The sequence below is a fragment of the Pseudomonas fluorescens genome, from assembly GCF_040448305.1.
Taxonomy (GTDB): domain Bacteria; phylum Pseudomonadota; class Gammaproteobacteria; order Pseudomonadales; family Pseudomonadaceae; genus Aquipseudomonas; species Aquipseudomonas fluorescens_BH.
This window is the reverse complement of sequence record NZ_CP148752.1, coordinates 1,430,895-1,453,809: the sequence shown is the minus strand read 5'-3', so window position 1 is coordinate 1,453,809 and position 22,915 is coordinate 1,430,895. Positions and strand designations below refer to the sequence as shown.

Annotated in this window: 24 protein-coding genes, 1 tRNA gene, 1 pseudogene and 1 riboswitch; of the genes and pseudogenes, 17 read left to right on the top strand and 9 right to left on the bottom strand. The window is 60.5% G+C overall.

Annotated elements, in window-relative coordinates; genetic code table 11:
- Positions 1 to 84: 84 nt before the first annotated feature.
- Both WHX55_RS06565 and WHX55_RS06560 read right to left on the bottom strand, forming a co-directional pair.
- Complete coding sequence (locus WHX55_RS06565; RefSeq protein ID WP_150756249.1) at positions 85 to 534, bottom strand: hypothetical protein; 450 nt, start codon at positions 532 to 534, stop codon at positions 85 to 87.
- A gap of 167 nt (positions 535 to 701) precedes the next feature.
- Positions 702 to 950 carry a hypothetical protein gene (locus tag WHX55_RS06560; protein WP_150727543.1) on the bottom strand — a complete coding sequence of 83 codons (249 nt, stop codon included), beginning with the start codon at positions 948 to 950 and terminating at the stop codon, positions 702 to 704.
- 282 nt (positions 951 to 1,232) lie between these two features.
- Positions 1,233 to 1,333: riboswitch (guanidine-I (ykkC/yxkD leader) on the top strand.
- Positions 1,334 to 1,393: 60 nt separating this feature from the next.
- On the opposite strand from WHX55_RS06560, the gene WHX55_RS06555 reads away from it, so the two are divergent.
- The 14 genes and pseudogenes from WHX55_RS06555 to WHX55_RS06490 all read left to right on the top strand — a co-directional run bounded on the left by WHX55_RS06555 (position 1,394) and on the right by WHX55_RS06490 (position 16,502).
- The gene (locus WHX55_RS06555) at positions 1,394 to 2,461 is read left to right on the top strand and encodes a putative urea ABC transporter substrate-binding protein (protein ID WP_102672053.1); all 1,068 of its coding nucleotides are present in this window, start codon (positions 1,394 to 1,396) and stop codon (positions 2,459 to 2,461) included.
- A 15-nt stretch (positions 2,462 to 2,476) separates the two neighbouring features.
- Positions 2,477 to 3,292 carry an ABC transporter permease gene (locus WHX55_RS06550; protein ID WP_353742263.1) on the top strand — a complete coding sequence of 272 codons (816 nt, stop codon included), beginning with the start codon at positions 2,477 to 2,479 and terminating at the stop codon, positions 3,290 to 3,292.
- Positions 3,289 to 4,077 (top strand): ABC transporter ATP-binding protein, encoded by a 789-nt coding sequence (locus tag WHX55_RS06545; RefSeq protein ID WP_150756252.1) that lies wholly within the window; start codon positions 3,289 to 3,291, stop codon positions 4,075 to 4,077. Before WHX55_RS06550 ends, WHX55_RS06545 begins: the two co-directional genes overlap by 4 nt.
- Positions 4,078 to 4,090: 13 nt before the next feature.
- Positions 4,091 to 4,816: an urea amidolyase associated protein UAAP1 gene (locus tag WHX55_RS06540; protein ID WP_150756253.1), complete on the top strand. Its 726-nt coding sequence runs from the start codon at positions 4,091 to 4,093 to the stop codon at positions 4,814 to 4,816.
- Positions 4,817 to 4,827: 11 nt separating this feature from the next.
- Entirely contained in the window at positions 4,828 to 5,469 is a 642-nt protein-coding gene (locus WHX55_RS06535; protein ID WP_150756254.1) for an urea amidolyase associated protein UAAP2, read from the top strand.
- A 289-nt stretch (positions 5,470 to 5,758) separates the two neighbouring features.
- Positions 5,759 to 9,406: an urea carboxylase gene (gene uca / locus WHX55_RS06530; protein ID WP_353742262.1), complete on the top strand. Its 3,648-nt coding sequence runs from the start codon at positions 5,759 to 5,761 to the stop codon at positions 9,404 to 9,406.
- Positions 9,407 to 9,431: 25 nt separating this feature from the next.
- The gene (atzF, locus tag WHX55_RS06525; protein WP_353742261.1) at positions 9,432 to 11,210 is read left to right on the top strand and encodes an allophanate hydrolase; all 1,779 of its coding nucleotides are present in this window, start codon (positions 9,432 to 9,434) and stop codon (positions 11,208 to 11,210) included.
- Between the two features lie 132 nt (positions 11,211 to 11,342).
- Positions 11,343 to 11,504: pseudogene (locus WHX55_RS06520) on the top strand (diguanylate cyclase); the annotation flags it as partial.
- Complete coding sequence (locus WHX55_RS06515; protein WP_150756257.1) at positions 11,501 to 11,716, top strand: cysteine-rich CWC family protein; 216 nt, start codon at positions 11,501 to 11,503, stop codon at positions 11,714 to 11,716. The pseudogene WHX55_RS06520 and the gene WHX55_RS06515, both read left to right, overlap by 4 nt.
- A gap of 37 nt (positions 11,717 to 11,753) precedes the next feature.
- On the top strand, positions 11,754 to 12,446 hold the full coding sequence (locus WHX55_RS06510; RefSeq protein ID WP_353742260.1) for a pseudouridine synthase: 693 nt from the start codon (positions 11,754 to 11,756) through the stop codon (positions 12,444 to 12,446).
- Positions 12,447 to 12,759: 313 nt separating this feature from the next.
- Complete coding sequence (locus WHX55_RS06505) at positions 12,760 to 13,644, top strand: alpha/beta hydrolase (RefSeq protein ID WP_008019397.1); 885 nt, start codon at positions 12,760 to 12,762, stop codon at positions 13,642 to 13,644.
- Positions 13,645 to 13,824: 180 nt separating this feature from the next.
- Positions 13,825 to 13,898 (top strand) — tRNA-Gly (locus WHX55_RS06500).
- A 327-nt stretch (positions 13,899 to 14,225) separates the two neighbouring features.
- The gene (locus tag WHX55_RS06495; protein ID WP_150756260.1) at positions 14,226 to 15,770 is read left to right on the top strand and encodes a Fic family protein; all 1,545 of its coding nucleotides are present in this window, start codon (positions 14,226 to 14,228) and stop codon (positions 15,768 to 15,770) included.
- 462 nt (positions 15,771 to 16,232) lie between these two features.
- Positions 16,233 to 16,502 carry a short-chain dehydrogenase gene (locus tag WHX55_RS06490; RefSeq protein ID WP_150756261.1) on the top strand — a complete coding sequence of 90 codons (270 nt, stop codon included), beginning with the start codon at positions 16,233 to 16,235 and terminating at the stop codon, positions 16,500 to 16,502.
- 78 nt (positions 16,503 to 16,580) lie between these two features.
- On the opposite strand, the gene WHX55_RS06485 is transcribed toward WHX55_RS06490, so the two are convergent.
- The 6 genes from WHX55_RS06485 to WHX55_RS06460 all read right to left on the bottom strand — a co-directional run bounded on the left by WHX55_RS06485 (position 16,581) and on the right by WHX55_RS06460 (position 20,747).
- Complete coding sequence (locus tag WHX55_RS06485; protein ID WP_191633671.1) at positions 16,581 to 16,847, bottom strand: hypothetical protein; 267 nt, start codon at positions 16,845 to 16,847, stop codon at positions 16,581 to 16,583.
- A gap of 19 nt (positions 16,848 to 16,866) precedes the next feature.
- Complete coding sequence (gene tam / locus WHX55_RS06480; RefSeq protein WP_353742259.1) at positions 16,867 to 17,637, bottom strand: trans-aconitate 2-methyltransferase; 771 nt, start codon at positions 17,635 to 17,637, stop codon at positions 16,867 to 16,869.
- Positions 17,638 to 17,829: 192 nt separating this feature from the next.
- A complete protein-coding gene (locus tag WHX55_RS06475; protein WP_150756263.1) occupies positions 17,830 to 18,333 on the bottom strand; it encodes a DUF4142 domain-containing protein in 504 nt (167 codons plus the stop codon).
- 72 nt (positions 18,334 to 18,405) lie between these two features.
- Complete coding sequence (locus tag WHX55_RS06470; protein WP_150727559.1) at positions 18,406 to 18,564, bottom strand: KGG domain-containing protein; 159 nt, start codon at positions 18,562 to 18,564, stop codon at positions 18,406 to 18,408.
- Between the two features lie 118 nt (positions 18,565 to 18,682).
- Entirely contained in the window at positions 18,683 to 20,029 is a 1,347-nt protein-coding gene (locus WHX55_RS06465; RefSeq protein ID WP_150727560.1) for a GGDEF domain-containing protein, read from the bottom strand.
- Between the two features lie 79 nt (positions 20,030 to 20,108).
- Positions 20,109 to 20,747 carry a LysE family translocator gene (locus WHX55_RS06460; protein ID WP_150756264.1) on the bottom strand — a complete coding sequence of 213 codons (639 nt, stop codon included), beginning with the start codon at positions 20,745 to 20,747 and terminating at the stop codon, positions 20,109 to 20,111.
- Positions 20,748 to 20,900: 153 nt separating this feature from the next.
- On the opposite strand from WHX55_RS06460, the gene WHX55_RS06455 reads away from it, so the two are divergent.
- Both WHX55_RS06455 and WHX55_RS06450 read left to right on the top strand, forming a co-directional pair.
- Complete coding sequence (locus WHX55_RS06455) at positions 20,901 to 21,140, top strand: ribbon-helix-helix protein, CopG family (RefSeq protein ID WP_150727562.1); 240 nt, start codon at positions 20,901 to 20,903, stop codon at positions 21,138 to 21,140.
- Positions 21,130 to 21,414 (top strand): type II toxin-antitoxin system RelE/ParE family toxin, encoded by a 285-nt coding sequence (locus WHX55_RS06450; protein ID WP_116262211.1) that lies wholly within the window; start codon positions 21,130 to 21,132, stop codon positions 21,412 to 21,414. The genes WHX55_RS06455 and WHX55_RS06450 overlap by 11 nt, the downstream gene beginning before the upstream one ends.
- A gap of 20 nt (positions 21,415 to 21,434) precedes the next feature.
- Here WHX55_RS06450 and WHX55_RS06445 read toward each other — a convergent pair whose 3' ends face one another.
- Positions 21,435 to 22,343 carry a LysR family transcriptional regulator gene (locus tag WHX55_RS06445; protein ID WP_353742258.1) on the bottom strand — a complete coding sequence of 303 codons (909 nt, stop codon included), beginning with the start codon at positions 22,341 to 22,343 and terminating at the stop codon, positions 21,435 to 21,437.
- Positions 22,344 to 22,420: 77 nt separating this feature from the next.
- On the opposite strand from WHX55_RS06445, the gene WHX55_RS06440 reads away from it, so the two are divergent.
- A complete protein-coding gene (locus tag WHX55_RS06440) occupies positions 22,421 to 22,909 on the top strand; it encodes a DMT family transporter (protein WP_151215088.1) in 489 nt (162 codons plus the stop codon).
- Positions 22,910 to 22,915 lie beyond the last annotated feature (6 nt).

Sequence of the window (22,915 nt, the reverse complement as noted above, 5' to 3'; positions counted from 1 at the left end):
GCGTGTCAGTCGACGTTATTACTGTCTGACACACCGCCTTCGCGAGCAGGCTCGCTCCCACAGGTTTTGTATTCAGTTTAATGATTAGCGGTGGCCGCCCCGCCCGCTGCGATAGCCGCGACCGTTACCGCGATAGTCGTTGTTCCAGTTCCCGCGGTTACGGCCGTCCCAGCCATGGTTCTGGTGCATGCGGTAGTCGCCCCGCGACGGCTGATAGTGACGAGGGGCCGACTGGTAATGGCGCGATGGATGATAGATCCGCGGTTGCGAGTAATAGCGCGACGGTTGATAGATCCGTGGCTGTGAGTAATAGCGCGGTGTCGGCTGGTAATACCGCGCTGGTGGCACGTAGTACCGGGGTGGCGGCGTGTAGTAACCACCATTGGAGTAGTAGGAACTACCCCCGGCGTAATAGGTTGGCGATGCCGAGGTATAGACCTCGGAACTGTAGTAGCTGCCTCCTTCATCGTAATAAGGCACGCACCCACCAAGGGATAATCCCAACACAGCTAGCAGAAGAATTCGACAGAGCATGGCGGCCTCCTGGACCGCGGGTAAGCCACGCCAGCGACGCTGGCAGGCGACAGTCAAATGTTCGGTGACTGTCGAAAGATCAGACACCGAATTCGGAATCTGGTGCGTCCCCGAAACAAGTAGAAACATCTGGCCGATGAAAGGTTTTTCATCCATTCACGCCCTGATTAACGGTGGCCACCGCGATGTCCACCGCCATGATGTCCACCGCCGTGGCCACGGTAGTAACCATGCCCACCGTAGTAATAGGAGCGATAACCACCGTAATAACGTGGACCGTAGTAACCGTAGTAATAAGGCGAGTAGTAGCCGGGGTAGTAATAAGGTCCCCCGTAGACGTCGGCGGGACCGGCGTAGTAGTAGCAGCCAGACAATCCAAGACCAAGTACTGCACCTAACAACAATCGACGCAACATGGCGGCCTCCGTAAAGACCTGTAACAGCAGTCGGAACACACCGACTGACACCTGTTTTGACTGGCAATCCCCTGCCAAGTGCGACGTTGCACCCACCTTCTGATCAGCGGCGGGCAGGTTCCAATGCGGTGCACCAGCGCACCATCACAAGGCAGTGCGTCTTTCCAATCAACACCGTCGACCTCCCTGTCCCCCACGCTAGAGCGCTCGGGCCAACTTGGCACGCCTCTCGCTTTATTAAAACCGTGCAGGAGTCACTACAGGTTCGCGGCACCACAATTTGCAATGGCTGACTAGGGTTCCGGCTCGCAATCGCGAGTGACTGGTCCGAGAGTTGGCGACCTCCAGTTGAGGTTACACGGCGGGACAAAAGCCCGGGAGACAAGCCACCGTTAGCGGTGCCGCTGCCGTCCTGTCCGTCCTTGATCAACTGGAGAACCATCATGTCCCAGCTTCGTTTACCCGCCCTGCTCGCCGCTGCGTTCGCCGCCCTCGTGAGCTTCTCGTCCCAGGCTGCACAGAAAGACCACTTCAGCGTGTGCTGGACGATCTACGCCGGCTGGATGCCCTGGGAATATGCCGGCAGCCAGGGCATCGTCGACAAATGGGCGAAGAAGTACGGCATCAAGATCGACGTGGTGCAGCTCAATGACTACGTCGAATCCATCAACCAGTACACCGCCGGCCAGTTCGACGGTTGCACCATGACCAACATGGACGCACTGACCATTCCGGCTGCCGGCGGCGTCGACAGCACCGCGCTGATCGTCAGCGATTTCTCCAACGGCAACGACGGCATCGTGCTCAAGGGCGAAGGCAGGAAAGTCGCCGACCTCAAGGGCATGGACGTCAACCTGGTGGAACTCTCTGTTTCCCACTACCTGCTGGCCCGGGCCCTGGATTCGGTGGACCTCACCGAGAAAGACCTGAAAGTGGTCAACACCTCCGACGCCGATATCTCGGCCGCCTTCAACACCGATCAGGTCAACGCCGTCACCACCTGGAACCCGATGCTCTCGGACATCAAGGCCAAGCCTGCGGTGACCGAGGTGTTCAACTCCAGCCAGATCCCCGGCGAAATCATGGACATGATGGTGGTCAACTCCCAGACCCTCAAAGACAACCCGGCCCTCGGCAAGGCACTGACCGGCGCCTGGTTCGAAGTGGTCGAGTTGATGAACGCGAAAAACGCCGCCAGCAAAGCCGCCCTGGAGCACATGGCCAAGGCCTCGGGCACTGACCTGGCGGGTTTCCAGGCGCAACTGGACACCACAAAGCTGTTCGCCACGCCCAAGGAAGCACTGGCGTTCAGTACCAGCAAGCAACTGCCGGAAACCATGCGCAAGGTGGCCGAGTTCTCCTTTCAGCACGGCCTGCTGGGTGAAGGCGCCAAGGACACCAGCGCGGTCGGCATGGCCTTCGCCAACGGCGTGACCAGCGGCGACAAGGGCAACCTCAAGCTGCGCTTCGACCCGAGTTACGTGCAGATGGCCGCCGACGCCAAGCTGTAATCAGGAGAACTGGCCATGCGCCTGATCAACCGTCACCCGGACCGCCCGAGTCGCCTGTTGCTGGTGATCCTGCCGTTCGCCCTGGTGCTGTTCGCCTACTTCATGGGCTCGGCCGAGCGACTGGCGGAAAACCCCAACGACAAGCTGCTGCCCAGCGCCGTGCAGATGACCGACGCGGTGAAACGCCTGGCCTTCGTCGCCGACAGCCGCACTGGCGAATACCTGCTCTGGCAGGACACGGCGTCCAGCCTGCAACGTCTGGCCATTGGCCTGGGCATCAGTGCCTTGGCCGGGCTGTGCCTGGGCATCGCCACCGGTACCCTGCCGCTGTTCGGTGCGCCGTTGTCACCCTTGCTGACCGTACTGTCGATGGTGCCACCGCTGGCGATCCTGCCGATCCTGTTCATCGTCTTCGGTTTGGGTGAGTTGTCGAAAGTGATGCTGATCGTGATCGGCATTACTCCGGCGCTGGCCCGGGACCTGGAACAGCGCGCCCGGGAAATTCCCGTGGAACTGCTGATCAAGGCCCAGACCCTCGGCGCGTCTACCTGGACCCTGATGCTGCGGGTGGTGTTGCCGCAACTGCTGCCACGCCTGGTGATCTCGTTGCGCTTGATGCTCGGCTCGGCGTGGCTGTTCCTGATTGCCGCCGAAGCCATCGCCTCCACCGACGGCCTCGGCTACCGGATTTTCCTGGTGCGCCGCTACCTGGCGATGGACGTGATTTTGCCGTACGTGGTGTGGATCACCCTGCTCGCCTGGTTGATGGATTGGGGCCTCAAGTACCTCACCCGCCGTGCTTTTCCCTGGTATGAAGGAGCGGCCAAATGAGCTTCATCACCGTCAAAAACGTCTGGCAGCAATACGCCGATCAGGTGGTGCTCGAAGGCCTCAACCTGAGCGTCAACGAAGGTGAGTTCTGCACCCTCGTGGGGGCTTCCGGTTGCGGTAAATCGACCTTCCTGCGCCTGCTGCTCGGCCAGGAACGCGCCAGTCGCGGCGAGATCCTGCTCGACGGTCAGCCCTTGGCCGCAGAGCCGGACGCCAGCCGTGGCGTGGTGTTCCAGCGCTACTCGGTGTTCCCGCATCTGAGCGTGCTGGACAACGTCGCCCTCGGCCTCGAACTGCCCCGCTCGTATTTGCTCGGACGCTTGTTCGGCAGTGCGAAAAAAGAGGCTCGCGAACAGGCTTCGGCGCTGCTGCACAAAGTCGGCCTTGGCCACTCGCTGGACAAGTACCCGGCGCAGCTTTCCGGCGGTATGCAACAACGGCTGGCCATTGCCCAGGCGCTGATCATGAAGCCGCGGGTGTTGCTGCTCGACGAACCGTTCGGCGCCCTCGACCCGGGCATCCGCAAAGACATGCACGCCTTGCTCCTGGAGTTGTGGCGCGAGACCCGACTGACGGTGTTCATGGTCACCCATGACCTGTCCGAAGGCTTCAGCCTGGGCACACGCCTGCTGGTGTTCGACAAGGTCCGCCTCGACCCGCATGCGCCCGGCCGCTATGGCGCACGCATCACCTACGACATCCCTTTGAACAGCGACCGCCGCACCCACCGTGCCGCCGTCGACGCCCTGCCAGTGCAACTGGCGGGCTCACTTCGAACCGCTTGAGAGGGTTTTGCCCATGACTGATTCGACCCAACTGTTCCCGCCCTTTGCCGAGGAAATGCTCCCCGGCGGCGGCCACCGCTCCTTCGTGCTCAAACGCGGCCAATTGCTGCGCCTGACCGATCTGCGTGGCGGCGCCAACGTCAGCCTGACGTTGCTCAACGCCAATGAAAAAACCGAACGGCTGAACCTGCCCGACAGCCTCAAATGCCAACACACCGCCAAGCTCACCGCCGGCCACTGCCTGTACTCGGACATGGGCCGCGTGCTGGCCGCCATCACCGCCGACACCTGCGGCTGGAGCGACAGCCTCGGTGGCGTGCTCTGCGCTGAAGAAGTGGCGCAAAAGTACGGCGCGGGCCGCTATCAGGAACTGCGCAACGGCTTTTTCCGCAACGGTACCGACAACCTGTTGGTGGAGCTGGGCAAGTGGGGGCTGGGCCTGTCCGACCTGCTGATGACCCTCAACCTGTTCAGCCGCGTGAACGTCGATGACGCCGGGCGCTTCCATTTCGTCGGGGGCAATTCCAAGGCTGGCGACTACATCGAGTTGTACGCGCCGATGGACACCCTGGTGGTGCTCACCGCCCTGCAGCACCCGATGGACCCGTCGCCGGAATATGCACCGAAACCGCTGAAGCTCAGCTGGATGAACGCCGACGCCAGCATCGCCGAACACTGCCGCACCTCGCGCCCGGAGAACGAGCGCGGCTTCATCAACACCGACCGTTTGTTTGCCTGAGGATCGCTGCCATGTCACTCGCTATCGCTACCGTTCACAAGCAACCAGACACCGCGATCTACCGCGCCACCATCCCCGCCGGCGAGCCTTGGCTGATGGAGGTCAAGGCGGGCCAGACTTTGCGCATCCTCGACCTTGAAGGCAATCAGGCCGTCGACACCTTGTTCTACAGCGTTGCCAATCCCAGGGAGCGCTACGACGTGCAGCGCACCCTGCGTCGGCAGAACAGCGTGTACCTGAGCACCGGCAGCGTGCTGTATTCCAACCTCGGCAAGCCGATGCTGACCATCGTCGCCGACACTTGCGGGCGTCACGACACCCTCGGCGGCGCCTGTGCGCAAGAGAGCAACACCGTGCGCTACGCCCTGGAAAAACGCTACATGCACAGCTGCCGCGACAACTACCTGCGCGCCTGTTCTCACGATGGCCGCCTGGGCAAGGGCGACATCGGGCCGAACATCAACTTCTTCATGAACGTGCCGGTCACCGCTGACGGCGGCCTGACCTTCGAAGACGGCATCTCGGCACCGGGCAAGTACGTCGACCTGCGAGCCGAGATGGACGTGATCGTGCTGATCTCCAACTGCCCGCAACTGAACAACCCCTGCAATGCCTACAACCCCACCCCTGCGGAGCTGCTGGTATGGAACTGAAACTTTCGCGGTTGCGCCGCTGGTTGTTTGTCTTGTGCCAGGCCCGTTCCGGGCAGTGCTTCAAACCGTCCAAACACCACTAAACCCTGTGGGAGCGAGCCTGCTCGCGATGGCATCAGTACCTTCACCACTTGTGTTGGCTGACCCACCGCTATCGCGAGCAGGCTCGCTCCCACAGTGATCTGCGTTGATGTTGCCGTCGGGGACGACCCCGGTGCCTGTCGAAAAACTGCGGGACGGCCCGCATCCCAGTCGAGGCTGATGCGCTATCGCCTCCGGGGGTTATGCCATGTTCGAAAAAGTCCTGATTGCCAACCGTGGCGCCATTGCCTGCCGCATCCTGCGGACCCTGCGTGAACTGCAAGTGCAGGGCGTTGCCGTGTACTCCGAAGCCGATGCCGCCAGCCTGCACATCCTGCAAGCCGATGAAGCCCACAGCCTCGGTGAGGGTGCAGCGGCTGGAACTTACCTGGCGGTGGACAAGATCCTCGCCATCGCCAAGTCCACCGGCGCCACCGCGATCCATCCCGGCTACGGCTTTCTCTCGGAAAACGCCGCATTCGCCGAAGCCTGCGAGGCCGCCAACATCGCCTTCATCGGCCCGACGCCCGAACAACTGCGGGTGTTCGGCCTCAAACACACCGCACGCGCCCTGGCCAGACAACACGGCGTGCCGATGCTCGAAGGCACCGAACTGCTCGACAGCCTCGATGCCGCGCTGCTGGCTGGTGAACAAGTCGGCTACCCGGTGATGCTCAAGAGCACCGCTGGCGGTGGCGGCATCGGCATGCGCGTATGCCGAAGCGCGGCCGAGCTGAGCGAATCCTTCGAAGCGGTCAAGCGTCTGGGCCAGAACAATTTCAGCGACGCCGGGGTGTTCATCGAGAAGTACATCCAGCGCGCCCGCCATCTGGAAGTGCAGGTGTTCGGTGACGGTCACGGTGAAGTGATCGCCCTCGGCGTGCGTGATTGCTCGGTGCAACGGCGCAACCAGAAAGTCCTCGAAGAAACCCCGGCGCCGAACCTGCCCGACGGCATGGCCGAGGAGCTGTGCGCGGCAGCGATCAAATTGGCCAAGGCAGTGAATTACCGCAGCGCCGGCACTGTGGAGTTTGTATTCGACAGCGAGGCCCAGCGCTTTTACTTCCTGGAAGTGAATACCCGTTTGCAGGTGGAACACGGTGTCACCGAACAGGTGTGGGGTGTCGACTTGGTGCGCTGGATGGTGCAACTGGCGGCCGGTGATCTGCCGCCCCTGAGCGAACTGATGCAGGGTTTGAAACCGGTGGGCCATGCGATTCAGGCGCGGTTGTATGCCGAAGATCCGGGTCGCGACTTTCAACCGAGCCCGGGCTTGCTCACCGCCGTGGATTTCCCCGTGGCCAATGGCATTGAACTGCGTATCGACACCTGGGTCGAGGCGGGCTGCGAGATTCCGCCGTACTTCGACCCGATGATCGCCAAGGTCATCAGTTGGGCGCCGACTCGCGAGGAGGCCGCTGCGGATCTGCATCAGGCGCTGGGTGCCAGCCTGCTCTACGGCGTGGAAACCAACCGCGATTACCTGCGGCAGATTCTGCTCGATGCGCCTTTCGCCAGCGGCCAGCCGTGGACCCGTTGCCTGGAAGGACTGGTCTATCAGGCCAACACCTTTGAAGTGCTCAGCGCCGGTACACAAACCAGCATTCAGGACTATCCCGGGCGCCTCGGTTACTGGGCGGTCGGCGTGCCGCCATCGGGGCCGATGGACAGTCGGGCGCTGCGTCTAGGTAACCGTTTGCTGGGCAATGACGAAGGCGCGGCGGCGCTGGAAATCACCATGAGCGGGCCGTTGTTGCGCTTCAATTGCGAGGCGGTGGTGGCGGTGACTGGCGCGGTGATTCCGTTGGCTTTGAACGGCGAAAGCGTACCGATGAACACGGCACTGCTGATTCCAGCGGGCGCGACGTTGAGCCTTGGCACCATCGCAGGCGCAGGTGCGCGCAGCTATCTGTGCCTGCGTGGCGGCCTGCAAGTACCGGAGTATCTGGGCAGCAAAAGCACCTTCACCCTCGGCCAGTTTGGCGGCCACGGTGGCCGCGCGTTGCGAGCCGGTGATGTGTTGCACCTGCCAGCCCTGAATGACCGCCGTGCCGGTCAGCAACTGGCTGACGAGCAGGTCACCGAGTTGCCGGCAGTTCGGCAGATTCGGGTGATCTACGGCCCCCACGGCGCCCCGGAATACTTCACGCAAAACTACATCGGCACCTTCTTCGCCACGCAGTGGGAAGTGCATTTCAACTCCAGCCGCACGGGCGTTCGCTTGATCGGACCGAAGCCTGAGTGGGTGCGTGCCGACGGTGGTGAAGCCGGTTTGCATCCGTCGAACATCCATGACAATCCGTATGCGATCGGCGCGGTGGATTTTACCGGAGACATGCCGGTGATCCTCGGCCCGGATGGCCCGAGCCTCGGCGGGTTCGTGTGCCCGGTGACGGTGATCGAGGCGGATCTTTGGCAGTTGGGACAGCTCAAGGCTGGGGATAGGGTGCAGTTCTTGCCGGTCGATATCAAAACTGCCCGAGCCCTCGCCTTGAAATGGAATCCCTCCTGTAGGAGTGAGCCTGCTCGCGATGACGGCATCACCTCCGACATCTCTGTGACTGAAACACCGCAATCGCGAGCAGGCTCACTCCCACAGGGGATTGAGTCGCCTGTGGTGTTGGATATCGGACTGGACGACACGCGGTTGGTGGCGCGCCTGTCCGGCGACACCCACCTGCTGCTGGAAATCGGCGCTCCGGAACTCGATCTGGTCCTGCGCTTCCGCGCCCACGCCCTGATGCAGGCACTGGAAAGCAAAGACGTGCACGGCGTGATCGACCTGACGCCAGGCATCCGTTCCCTGCAAATCCACTACCAACCCGAGCAACTGCCGCTTTCCGATCTGCTCGGCATCGTCGCCGGCGAATGGGACGCCGTGTGCGCCGCCAAGGACCTGCAAGTGCCCTCGCGCATCGTCCATCTGCCGCTTTCCTGGGACGACCCGGCGTGCCAGTTGGCCATCGAGAAATACATGACCACGGTGCGCAAGGATGCGCCGTGGTGCCCGAGCAACCTGGAATTCATCCGTCGCATCAACGACCTGCCGAACCTCGATGAAGTGCAACGCACAGTGTTCGACGCCAGCTATCTGGTGATGGGCCTGGGCGACGTCTACCTCGGCGCACCGGTCGCCACCCCGCTCGACCCGCGCCATCGCCTGGTGACCACCAAGTACAACCCGGCGCGCACCTGGACCGCGGAAAACTCGGTGGGCATCGGTGGCGCCTACATGTGCGTCTACGGCATGGAAGGCCCCGGCGGTTATCAGTTTGTCGGGCGCACGCTGCAGATGTGGAACCGCTACCGCGAAGTCGCAGCCTTCGATGGCAAACCGTGGTTGCTGCGGTTTTTCGACCAGATCCGTTTCTACCCGGTCTGCGCCGATGAACTGCTGCGCATCCGCCGGGATTTTCCCCTCGGGCGCTTCGACCTGAACATCGAGCACAGTCAGTTGAACCTGGCGGATTACCAGGCGTTCCTGGCCCGGGAAGCCGAGACCATCGGCGCGTTTCGCGATCAGCAAAAAGGCGCATTCAATGCCGAGCGCGAACGCTGGATCGCCAGTGGCCAGGCGCATTTCGACAGTGAAGAACTGGCCCCGGAGGCCACCGAGGATGCACCGCTGGCAAACGGCCAACAGAGCGTCGACAGCCACATCGCCGGCAACCTTTGGCAGGTCCGGGTCGAAGCCGGCAACCGCGTCGAGGCCGGCGATTTGCTGGTGATCCTGGAGTCGATGAAGATGGAAATCCCCCTACTCGCGCCCATGGCCGGCGTGGTGCGCGAGATTCGCGTGCAACCGGGTTCGGCGGTGCGCGCCGGACAGCGCGTCGTGGTGCTGGAACTCGACTGAACCCATTTTGAAAAGGACTAACGCCATGAACATCGATCTGCAACTCGACACCCTGCGCGGCGCTTATCGCGACGGCCGCACCACGCCGCGGCAATTGCTGCTGCAACTGCGGGACAAAGCCGCGGCGCTGAACCCGGACTATCACCTGTTCATCCACTTGCTCAGTGTCGATGAACTGGAGCCATACCTCGCCGCCCTCGACGGTCGCGACCTCGATAGCCTGCCGCTGTTTGGCGTGCCGTTCGCGATCAAGGACAACATCGACCTGGCGGGCATTCCGACCACGGCGGCGTGCCCGGCATTCGCCTACGTGCCGGAGCGTTCGGCGACCATCGTCGAACAATTGCTGGCCCTTGGTGCGATCCCGCTGGGCAAGACCAATCTCGACCAGTTCGCCACGGGGCTCAACGGCAGCCGCTCACCGTATGGCGCGTGCCCCAACAGCGTGTTGCCGGAGTATCCGTCGGGCGGTTCCAGCGCCGGATCGTCGCTGGCGGTGGCGCTCGGGGTCGCGAGTTTTGCGCTGGGCACCGACACCGCCGGCTCCGGGCGTGTGCCGGCGGCGTTGAACAATCTGGTCGGCATGAAGGCCACCAAGGGCCTGATCTCGACGGCTGGCGTGGTTCCGGCCTGTCGTACGCTGGATTGCGTCACCACCTTCACCGCCACGGCGCGGGAAGCCAGTCAGTTGCTGGCGCTCACCGCGCGCCTCGACCCACGGGACGAATACAGCCGCAGCAACCCGCTGTGGAACGACGGCTCGGCGTTCGGTACACCGCGCCCCTTCCGCTTCGGCGTACCCCGTGCACAGGACCTGCAATTCTTCGGTTGCCCTGAAGGTCCGCTGTTGTTCGGTGATGCCATCGACCACCTCAAGGCCTTGGGCGGCGAAGCGGTGGAACTGGACCTGTCGCCGTTTCTGGAGGCCGCACGCTTGCTCTATGAGGGTCCGTGGGTGGCCGAACGCTACAGCGTGGCCGGGGAGTTGATGGCGCAAAATCCTGAGGCCGTGTTGCCGGTGATTCGCGCCGTGTTGGCCAAGGCACCCGCCGTCGACGGCGTACAAACCTTCCGCGCCCACTATCGGCTGCAAGCGCTCAAAGCCCTGTGCGACACAGCGCTGGAAGGCCTGGATTGCGTCGTCACGCCGACCATCGGCCGCCCGGTGACGCTGGCGGAGCTCGAGGCCGAACCGGTGCTGCGCAATTCGGAACTGGGCTACTACACCAATTTCATGAACCTGCTCGACTACGCTGCCGTCGCCGTGCCCAGCGCGTTCATGGACAACGGCATGCCGTGGGGCGTGACGCTGTTTGGCCGCGCCTTTACCGATCAGTACCTGTTGAGCGTGGCGGATGCCTTGCAGCGTCAGCAAGGCCTGGCCGCGCCTGCACCGGCGACGGTTGCCCGCCACGATCGGGCGCGCCTGGTGGTCTGTGGTGCGCACCTGGACGGGTTGGCGTTGAACTGGCAGCTCAAGCAGCGCGGTGCCCGGTTGCTGGAATCGACATTCAGCTCGCCGGATTATCAGCTCTATGCCCTGGCCGGCGGCCCGCCATTCCGTCCGGGCATGGTCCGCGTGAAGGATGGCGGCATGGCGATTGCGGTGGAAGTCTGGGAGTTGCCGAGCAGCGAGTTGGGTTCGTTCCTGACCGGGATTCCAGCGCCGCTGGGGTTGGGCAAGGTGCAACTGGCGGATGGTCGCTGGGAGAGCGGGTTTATCTGCGAGGCGTATGGATTGGAGGGCGCGGTGAACATCAGCCATTTGGGCGGGTGGCGGATGTATCTGAAAACACTGCGATAAACACACATCCCCTGTGGGAGCGAGCCTGCTCGCGATGGCGTCAGCACATTCACGATTGATGTGACTGACACACCGCCATAGTCGGATCGCCGCCCGGAGCAAGCTCGCTCCCACAGGCTCCTGCACGAAGCCTTGCAACAGACCGTGAGCATCGGTCTCACCACCCTGCAGCCCGATGACACCTTGCACAGCCTGCTGTCACGGGCGGATCATGCGATGTATCGGGCCAAGCAAAGTGGCCGTAATCGAACCTGCACGGAAAAACCTCACTCCAGCTATGACTATTCATCATGAGCCTGCCTGACCTCTGCCCCGCCTGCGGCGCCCCCAACGACTGCACCCTGGCCGATCCGCGAACCGCTGACCGCGCCTGCTGGTGCTACGGCGTCAGCATCGACCCGGCCGTGCTCCAGGCGCTGCCGGCAGAACTGCGCGACGTCTCGTGCCTGTGCCCGCGCTGCGCCGAGGTCGAGGCGCAGTTGCAAGCAGCGTCCGAATCGATCTAGTAAGATGCGCGCCCCTTTCCCTACCGATCCTTAAGTCATGCGTGTCGACCGTTTTCTCAGCAACCTGCCGTGCTTCAACCGTAAGCAGGTACGCCTGTTGCTGGTGGAAAAACGCGTCAGGGTTGACGGAAAAATCGTCAGTGACCCGCACAGCGAAGTCCGCGAATTCAGCCGCGTCGAAGTCGACAACGACGTGCTGCAAGTCGGCAAACCCCTGCGCCACTTCATGCTGCACAAGCCCGCCGGATGCGTCAGCGCCACTCGGGATCCGCAACACCCGACCGTGCTCGATTTGATCCATGAACCGGACAAGGACGAGCTGCACATCGCCGGACGCCTGGACTTCAACACCACCGGCCTGATGCTGATCACCAACGACGGCAGCTGGTCGCGGCGCCTGACCCAACCGCAGACCAAACTGCCCAAGGTCTATTACGTCGAAACCGAGCAGGACATCGGCCCCGAATACGCGATCACGTTCAGCCAAGGGCTGTACTTCGCCTTCGAAGACCTCACCACGCAACCGGCCGGGCTAGAGCTGCTCGGGCCAAAATGCGCACGCCTGAGCATCGTCGAAGGCCGCTATCACCAGGTCAAGCGCATGTTCGGCCACTTCAACAACAAGGTGATGCGCCTGCACCGCGAATGCATGGGGCCGCTGGTACTCGACGACGCGTTGAAACCGGGCGAATACCGCCCGCTGAGCGATGAAGAGACCGGATCGATCTAAGCGCACGACCGCTCAGCAGAAAGTTGTCGAACAATTTACCAACGGCACTTGCGCAATGATGTGACCCCTGCTTGAATCAGGACGTCGGCCGAAATGTGACCGACGAGTCACCCCATACTTCTAAGAAACTTTTTGCCGGTAGGAACCCTTGGGTTCCGGCCTCATCCGGCAGACTGCCCGCCAATAACAATACCCGTCGACCGGACTGCAATGGATCGACATGGGCCTCTCAAATTCCAGGCGTATGCCTACCTGTCACAAAGCTCGTGCAATCTCTATTGCGCGCATACCCGCTTGCCAGGAGTCTTATGACATGAGGCCAGAAATCGCTGTGCTGGATATACAGGGTCAGTATCGGGTTTACACGGAGTTCTATCGCGCAGACGCCGCAGAGAAGACCATTATCTTGGTCAACGGCTCGATGGCCACGACTGCGTCGTTTGCACAAACCGTGAAAAACCTCCATCCGCAGTTCAACGTCGTCTGCTACGACCAGCCCTACGCGGGCCGGTCAAAAGCCCACAACCTGCATGAAAAAATGCTCACCAAGGAAATCGAAGGGCAGATCCTCCTTGAGCTGATCGACCACTTCGCCGCCGAACACGTGCTGTCGTTTTCCTGGGGCGGTGCCGCGACCATGATGGCGTTGTCGCAACGGCCACGGCGCATCGAAAAAGCCGTGATCAGCTCGTTCTCCCCAGTGATCAACGCGCACATGCTCGACTACCTCGAGCGCGGCGTCGAACACCTGGGCAACCTGGACCGCGACCGGGTCGGGCACCTGGTGAACGACACCATCGGCAAACACCTGCCGTCGTTGTTCAAGCGCTTCAACTATCGCCACGTCAGCTCCCTGGCCGAACATGAGTACGGGCAGATGCACTTCCACATCAACGACGTGCTGCACAGCGATCGCCAGTGCTACCTCCACGCGGCGAAAAAAATCGACGTGCCGGTGCTGTTCCTCAACGGCGAATGGGACGAATACACCGCCGCCGACGACGCCCGATTGTTCGCCGGCCACGTGCAACACAGCACGTTCAGCACCCTTCAGGCCACCGGCCACTTTCTCGACATGGAGCACAAAGCCGCCTGCCGAGACAGCCGCAACGCACTGATGGGCTTCCTGAAACCAGCGCAACACGAAAGCCGACCGCGTTACCACAACGTCCAGGAACACCATGCATTGGCAAGCTGAAGTAGCGTCATCGCGAGCAAGCCCCGCCCTGCTGCGTTAAACGCATTCTGCAGGCGCGAGGCTTGCCCGCGATCGACCGTCATGCGGTCCGGGCTTTTTGTCACATCTGCGTTAAACCCGCTCCACGTAAAGAAAAACTTCAAATCCGCGGCCGTATCTGGTACAAAGTCACCGCTCTGAGCGGGTGTCGTATAATGGCATTACTCCAGCTTCCCAAGCTGATAACGAGGGTTCGATTCCCTTCACCCGCTCCAATCGAATTTTGATCTCACGTCAGGGTGGTTTTGACGGGGGATGTAGAGACAGAAAAAACCGGCCTTGATGGCCGGTTTTTTTGTGTCCGCAATTTGATGGCGTCGGATTTGTGGATAGCTTGGTCGGTCACTTTCCGGTGATCGGTGAGTACATTCTTTCGCGGCTGTAGCGACTACTCTGAAAACTATTAACGTTTTTCTCCAAAAATACGAATTCAGTATCAAATTTCATCCAGCATTAGTATTTTTCCACCAGCGAAATTATCGTTTCGCCACAATACGGACGTTCTGTTAACGCTTTTCCTGTCTCCATAAAGGATTTCGTCAATGCAAGTCGGTTTCCAGACCCTCGCGAACCGTTACAACATCGCATTGGCACAGCCTCTGCGCGTACAGTCGATGATTGGCACCGTACGTGTCAGCCGTGAAAGCGCCGGAAACGTGGAGAACAGGTATCCGCCACGCTACCGCCCTGCAGACGATTTCGCAGGGCATTTCGAGTTCGGTCTCAAATACGAAGAGATTCATCTCGAGTTCTTTGCTCGCCTGTTTGCGGCCATAGGCCCGCAACCTGTTGAAGACTGGTGTCGACGAGAGCCTTTTGGCCAGTATGCCCGTCGCACAGGATTCCTCTACGAATGGCTGACAGGAGAACGTCTGGAGGTGCCTGATGTGACCAATGGCGCCTATGTTGATGTACTTTCACCACAAAATTACCTGACTCGTCGCGAGTCGTTGCGAACGCGACGCTGGCGAATCAATAACAATCTGCCGGGAACACCCGACTTCTGCCCCTTGGTTCGTCGTACCGAGCCAGTGCGGGAGGCCTTGCAATTCGATCTGCGTGCGGCATTGGATGAGTTGGATCAAGCCTTTGGTTCCGACATCCTGATGCGAACGGCCAGTTGGCTGACGTTCAAGGAATCGCGCGCGAGCTTTCTCATCGAAAAGGAAGCCGACCAGGCCGATCGCATCCAGCGGTTTGCGCATGTCATTGCCCAGCACTGCGGCCATATAGATGCCCCATTGAGCAACGACACCCTTCGATCCCTGCAAGCCGGCATTCTGGGCCACGATGCCATCGGACTAGGCTTGCGACGCTCCCCTGTCTTCGTGGGACAAGCCACAATGCGCGAAGACATCGTGCATTACATTGCCCCGCACTTTGAAGAACTTACCCCGCTACTGGAAGGCCTCAACGAATTCGAGGTCGCAACGCGTGGTGCCGAGTCAGTGGCACGTGCCGCGGTGCTTGCATTCGGCTTCGTGTACATCCATCCCATGCGTGACGGCAACGGCCGGATTCATCGCTTCCTGATCAACGACACCTTGATCCGGGACAAGGCAGTGCCCGACGGAGTGATTCTGCCCGTGTCAGCCACGATCACCAGTTCTATCGATTTCAGGGCCGGCTACGATCGTACGCTTGAAGTATTCTCACGACCGTTCATGCGCCGTTACGCGGCAGCCTATCGGTTTGGCGAACTGGTGACCTACGAGGACGGGACGCTTAGCAATTTCAACTTCGATGAATACGTAGACGCAAGCTTTGCCTGGCGGTACCCAGACCTGACCGAGCACGTTCTCTACACCGCACGCGTTGTCGAACATACGATTCGTACGGAGATGGCAGATGAGGCCAGAGTACTGGTGATCTTTCAGCGAGCGCAGGAACAACTCAAAGAAGTGATCGAAATGCCGGATCAGGATGCCAATCGCATCATCCGCTCGATCAAGGAAAACGGTTGGAAGGTCTCCGGTAAGCTGAAAAAAGGGTACCCAATACTTGAAGATGAGCGCACGGCGCAACGTGTTGTGGATGCAGTGCATTCTGCGTTTGAGGATCGATTGATGGGGGCCGGTGAAGAGTGATCTCCGGTAGAACTGGATAGCGTACATCTGCAGCTCAGGAGAAAGCGGGTCCGGGTGACCGGTTTTTTTGTGCGCGGGATCTGGTGATGCGCCTGCCAACGCTAGCGTTAATGCCCTACTTTTAAGGGCCCAGCAGGGATCAACGCTAGAAAAAGCAACGTCCTACACGACACTGGGAAATGTCCGTAGACTTGCGCATTGCTGTGCCTTTGTCATGAGACCTATAGTCCGACCGCGCCCAAATGGCGTATCGGGTTTGGCGACTCGATGGCAAAGCATAGAAACCTCCGAGTTATCTCGGAGCGTTTCTGAACGCACTTGGCTACCTGTTTATGGTGGCTGTGCGTGGGAGACCTATGGGTCTGCCGGTTTGCCTTGTCCCGGTTCGCCAACCTGCGTACAGCTGCCACCCTTTGTTTGGCGACACTGAGTGGTAGTTCACCTCAATTCAAGGAATCACTCATGAAAGAGTTCATGGCTTTAACCAGCAACGCCGACGATCTACCCTCGCTGTTCGTCAACACTACCCAACCCCTGCACTCCCTGCTCAGCACCGCCAGCTACAGAATTCGCGCCGTGACGCAGCTTCTTGAAAACCTCGCGATGCGCGGGGACCTGACCTCTGACTCAGTTGTACTCAGTGACTTTGCGTTGCTGTGCTGTGTGCCCTTGCGTGACGGTTGCGATGTACTGGATGTGATCGCTCGCCGAATGGACGCAGAACCGTCCTGACGTCAAATCGGCCAAACGCGGCCAGTTAAGAGATAGCGTGGTCGATAGTGGCGAGGGAGCTTGTCACCACCCAGACGCTCATATCTTTTGCGTATAGATCACCGCAAGCGAGTAAAGAAGCCGTAGAGCTGCGTTGAGCCCGGCAATTGATCCCTTATTCTCCCGGCTCACCCTTCGCCCCGAGATCAACATGCACAATTCAGAGTTGGGAATCATGATCATTTCATTGATCGGGTTGTTCGGCTTTGCCTCGTTTGCCTTTGAGTACTTGAGTGCCCGGCGCTCAAAAAAGAACAAGCCACAGTAATTTTTCCAAGCGGTAAAAAAGGGACAGTCGACGCTCATCAACTGTCCCTTTTTCGCGTCAGCGGGTCGCGACGATAAACAGTCGCGGAAACGGCAGCAGCACGGACCCATCGGCCAAGGCCGGATACGCCCGCTCAATAGCAGCCTGATACTGCTTCAGATACTGAGCCCGCTCCGCCTCATCCAGCGGATCGAGAAACGGCCGCAAGCCACTGCCCCTGAACCACTCCACCACGCCAGACGCGCCACCTGCCAGCGGATGGTGGTAAGTGGTGCGCCACACATCGACGCGGGTGCAACAGGCTTTGAGTATCGAATAGTAGCCACTGGCATCGGCCATTTCCGTCCGTTGCCCAGCGGCGCCCGCCAGTTTGCCGACCCATGGGCCATCAGCGGCGACTTCACGCATCAAACGGTGCGAGTGTTCATTCAGGTTGTCAGGCATCTGGACGGCCAGGCTGCCACCCGGCGCCAGTTTGCTAATGAGCGAGGGTAGCAACGTGGCGTGATCGGGCAGCCACTGCAACACCGCGTTGGCGAAAATCACATCGAACGGGCCGCTGTCATTCCAGGTGTCGATGTCAGCAACATCGAACTGCACCTGCGGCAAGCGCTTGCGAGCGGCATCGATCATGTCACTGGAACTGTCCAGCCCACGCACCCTGGCATCGGCAAAACGCTCCACCAGCAACTCGGTAGAGTTGCCGGGCCCACAACCGATATCGATGGCCGAACGCACGTCCCCGGCGGGGATGGCCGCCAGCAGGTCACGGGCGGGACGGGTGCGTTCATCTTCAAAAGCGACGTATTGTTTGGCGGACCAACTCATTGCGTTCTCCTGTCGGTGTGTTGTCCTCGGGCCGCTACGATACCGCGGCGAGCACCGCTAAATGTTTCAGAGAATCACCCTTTCGGTCACGTCGAATTTTCATTCACAACCCCAAGCCACATCTGGATCAGTGCGGAAAAGAAAAACGGCGCGTGAGTGAAGTCCCGCGCCGTTTGTGTTCAAACCTTCAGGTCAACGACTGGCCTGCAACGCCTTGGCCATTTGCAGATGATTTTGCAATTTGGGCAGGGTTTCTTCGGCGAACGCCTTGATTTCCGGCACGTCGGTGGTCTGCGCTTCCTGCTGCAACTGATCGATGGCTTCCTGGGTGGTCTTCACCTGACTGGCGGCATAGGCCTCATCGAAAGTCGCCCCATCCATGACTTGTGGCATCAAGGCTTTGGCCTTTTCGACAATTTCTTCGCGCGGGGCGACCGGTAAATCCAGTTTCCTGGCGATTTTCGCCAGGTGCTGGTTCGCAGTGGTGCGGTCATTGATGACAATAATGGTGTAGTCCTTGACCTCTTTGGACTCGGCTTTCTGGTGCGCCAGACGACTCGCTTCGATATCGGCGATCCCTTTTGCCGAGGCCTCGTCGATGAATTCGGCGGGCGACTGGGCAAAGGTGCTGCTGGCAAACAGGCCCAGTAACGTGGCAAAACTGGCATTACATAATCGGGTGGCCATCCGGTTCATGGTCGCGCCCTCCTTGAAAAGTTCAAACGGGAGCTTTCGCCCCCGCCTCTCAATCAAAACCACCTGCATCCTTTAGCGGGATTTCTGACCGCCCTTGCGACCCATGTCGGGTTTCGCCGGGTCTTTATCGACGGTCGTAGTGGTGGTTTTCCCACCCTTGCGACCGGCTTCAGAGGCCTTCGTTCGATCGTTAGTGAAGTTTCCCGAGTTCGAGTTTCTTGAATTAGGCATGATTCTCTTCCTCTTGGTGATGATCGCGGCGAGCTGTAGCCCCCATAGAATCTGAAGTTGCGCGTCCCAAAAGGTTTAGAAAATTACGTGGATACCACGACGAACGGTGCCCGGGTTTTCAGACCAGTCGCAGGTGATGCTCGCGTTTGGCGCAGTACATTGCCTCGTCGGCATGCCGGAACAATTGCTTCTCTTCGGTGCCGTGATCGGGGTATCGGGCGACGCCGATACTTGGCTGGATGTTCACGCTGTGCCCGTCCAGGCGCAGGGGCTGGACCAGGACCTGACGGATTTTCTCGACCACGATGTCGGTATCGCCCGCAGCGCGAATGCTGTGCAGCAACACCACGAACTCATCGCCGCCGATGCGTGCCACGGTGTCGGTTTCCCGCACACAGCCCTTGAGCCGGTTGGCCACCGCTTGCAGCAGCATGTCGCCGACCGCGTGGCCATGGGTGTCATTGACGTGCTTGAAGCGGTCGAGGTCGACGTACAACAGCGCCATGCGCCCGCGGTTCTCCCGGGCCACTTGCAGTGATGCCTTGAGCCGGTCGCGCAGCAGTTCACGGTTGGGTAACTGGGTCAGTTGGTCGTACTGGGCCATGTATTGCAGGCGGGCATGCAGTTGCTTGCGCTCGATAGCGGTTGCGACCTGGGCGCAGACGTATTGCAGCAGTTCCATGTCTTGCTCGGTGTAGTGCTCGCCGCCCGGAATGCTTTTGACGATCAACGCGCCGATGGTGCCGTTTTGCGAGTTCAGCGGCACACCCAGCCAACACGGAGCGTTCTGCTCGGTCAACAGCACTTCGAAGCCGGCAGGAGGTGTGCACTGGTCCGGGGTCAACAGGATCGGCTGTCCCGTGCGAATCACCTCGGTGCACAAGCGCCCGGTCATGGTTCCGGGCTGTTCGGGCCGTGGCTCGTGGTCATCGACGTGATAAGGGAAATTCAGCTGCGCGCAGTGCTCGTCGTACAGCGCCACGGAAAAATTCAGTGCTGGCAGCCATTCGCCGATGATCATGTGGATGCGTTTGAACAACGCCAGCAGATCCTCTGCCGCATGGGCCGCCTCGGAAATCGCATACAACGCTGCCTGCCGGGATTCGGCCTGCTTGCGTTCGGTGATGTCGCGGGCTACCGCGATGCGCAACTGATCGTCCTCGGACCAACGCGCCGACCAGAGGATGTGCACCACGCGGCCATCCTTGCGCAAGTAACGGTTTTCGAAGTTGAGCTTGGGTTCGCCGCCCATGATTTCCCGGGCGGCGTCGAGGGTGCGCTGGCGATCGGCCGGGTGCACCATGTCGATCATCGGCTGGCCGATCATCTCATCGGCGCTGTAGCCGAAAATGCGCTCGCACGCCGCACTGACAAAGACGAAGCGGCCCTGTTTATCCACCGCACAGACGGCGTCCAGCAACAGATCGATATAGCTCGCCAGCGGCGCGGAGTTTCGGTTTTCCATGGTTCAGCGTGGGTGTCCTGATAATGCAGCGCTTATCAATCATCCCTGCCCTGTCGGCCTTGCATCCTTGTGATCATATTCAAGCCTTGCTCGGCATCAGCCCCGGCAACGCATGGACCAGCGCGTTGATGGCGAAACCGATGAACATCACCCCGCACAACCGGGTGATTGCCAGTTCATGACGCTGGTACAAGCTGCGCACTCGCCGCGCACCGACAACGCCAATGAGAATAGCGTAGGCGAGCAACCCGCCGACGAAACTCAGGGCGATCAGCGTCGGCAGCATTGACCAGTTGAGCAGTTCCGCGCGGCTCGACAACAGCGCCGTGAACGTCGCCACCGCCACCGGATAAGCCTTGGGATTGGTCAAACCAAACAGAATGCCGTGCCAGAACGGCTGCCGCGCCGGGCCCTGCGGCGCATCAGCGCTGCTGCGCCGGGCGCGCACCGCACGCCAGCCGAGCCAGAACAGGTACAGGCCGCTGAGCACACCGAGCACGTCGAACGCGGTACTGCCGATCTCCCGCGCACCGACAATCGCGATCAGCGCCGTACTGCACCAGATCACATCACCGAGCAAATGCCCGCACAGAAACCCCGCCCCGGCCCGTCGCCCATGGGCCGCGCCAATGCCGAACACCGCCAGCACACCCGGCCCCGGGGTGATGCCGTAGATAAAACCCGAGGCAAGCACGGCCATTAGCAACGATGGGGTCATGGGAAGCCCTTTTGAACGGTTTGGTGAATGGTCGCCAGTCTATATCAGGTCATTGCCTGTCGACTGAAACATCTCGACAGACGAACGGGCTGGCCCCGCCTCACTGATGACGGTGTAGTATGTTGTATTACAAACCACTACATCGAGACCACCATGTCAGTTATGTCCCTGCGCATACCAGACGAAATCGCCGATACCCTCGCGAGTCTTTCCAAAGCAACGGGCCGCAGCAAATCATTTCTGGCCGTGGATGCGCTGCGTGAATACCTGGCCCGTGAAGCGTGGCAAATCGAGGAAATTCAGAAAGCCTTGAAAGAAGCCGATGAAGGTGACTTCGCGACACAAGAAGAAGTGAACGCAATGGCTGACAAGTGGACGGCGAATGCGCGTTGAGTGGTTGCGTACGGCGTTAAAGAATCTGGATGACGAAGCCGCGTACATCGCCATCGAAAATCCAGAAGCTGCAGCAGATTTTGTCCAGGCGATTCTCGCCAGTGTTGATCACCTTGCCCGATTTCCAGCGACGGGTCGTGAAGGACGCTTACCCGGTACCCGGGAATGGGTCATGCCTGATCGGCCCTATTTGATTCCCTACCGGGTTCGCCAAGGTCGGCTTCAGGTACTACGAATTTTTCATACGCGTCGCCTGCCACCGTCCAATTGGTAAAGGCCATTTTAGAAAAACCTCTAGCGTTCGATCCCCTCCCCAATCCTGCGATTCAACCAGTTCAACGCCTGATCCCCACCCCGCCGTTTATGCCACGACAACACAAAGGTGAACGACGGAATGTGAAACGGCGGTGGCACGACAACCAATGAGGACTCATCGATATCGCGTAAGCCGCGCGACGCAACGGTGAGGATCAGGTCGGTGCCGCTGATGAATTCCGGGGCCACGCGCCAGTGCGGCAGGCTGATGGCGACACGCCGGCGTTCGCGCATGGCAGTAAGCGCGCGCTCGATCTCCGGGGTGCCGCTGCCGCGCATCTCCAGCAGGACGTGAGGGCGATCCAGATAAGTGGGCAGGTCGAGCACACCATCGGCGGGCAGGGTTTTGCGGTCCACCAGGCAGGCATAGTGCTCTTCGAACAGCGGCGTGCTGCGCAATTCGTTGGGCATTTCCGGGAACACACCGGCGGCGACATCAATGTCACCGTTGAGCACCCCTTCGAGCATGCTTTCACGGCTGCCATGACTGATTTGCAGGTCAATGCCCGGCGCTTCGCGGCGCAACGTCCGGATCAGTCCCGGCAAGACAATGGCGGCGCCGTAGTCGGACATCGCCAGGCGGAAGGTGCGCCGGGTGGTCGCGGGATCGAAGGCGTTCGGCGCCAGCAGCGCTTGCACCTGGGCCAGGGCTTCGGCCAGCGGCGCCACCAGTTCCAGCGCTCGCGGAGTTGGTACAAGGCCGGCACCAGCGCGCACCAGCAGCGGATCGCCGAGCAGGTCACGCAATCGCGCCAGCGCATGACTGACCGCTGGCTGGCTCAAGTGCAGACGCTCGGCCGCCCGGGTCACGTGTTGCTCGCTGAGCAAGGCGTCGAGCATCACCAGCAAGTTGAGGTCGATACGTCGAAGATCATTCATCTGCTGCATGTTCTAGATAACAAAACGGAATTTAAATCTGCGCGACGAATACCCTACAGTCCAGCAAAACCTGTTGGAGATCGATCATGAGTACGTTGCATTGGGCCGGTCTGATGGGGCTGGCGATGATCGCCGGGGCAGTGGTGCCGTTTCAGAGTGCGATCAACGTCAACCTCGGGCGCGGGTTGGGTCATCCGTTGTGGGCGACGCTCGCCTCGTTGCTGGTGAGCGTTATCGTGCTATTGCCGATCATCGTTGCGATGCGTTTGCCGTTGCCGTCACTGGCATTCATCAGCAAGGCGCCGCTTTGGATGTGGGCCGGTGGCGCTTTTGGGGTGATCTTTATTTCCCTGGCATTGGTGCTGCTGCCCAAGCTGGGTGCCGCGGGGTTCATGGCATTGGCGCTGGCGGGGCAAGTGGTGGCGTCGTTATTGCTGGATCACTACGGCTGGTTTGGGTTGGTGGAGCGACAGGTCACCTTGCCCAAGGTGTTTGGGGTGGCGCTGTTGATGGCGGGGGTGGTGTTGATTCAGTTTTTTGATGCACCGGCCAAGGGGTTGGCGACGGCGGGTTGAGGGGAA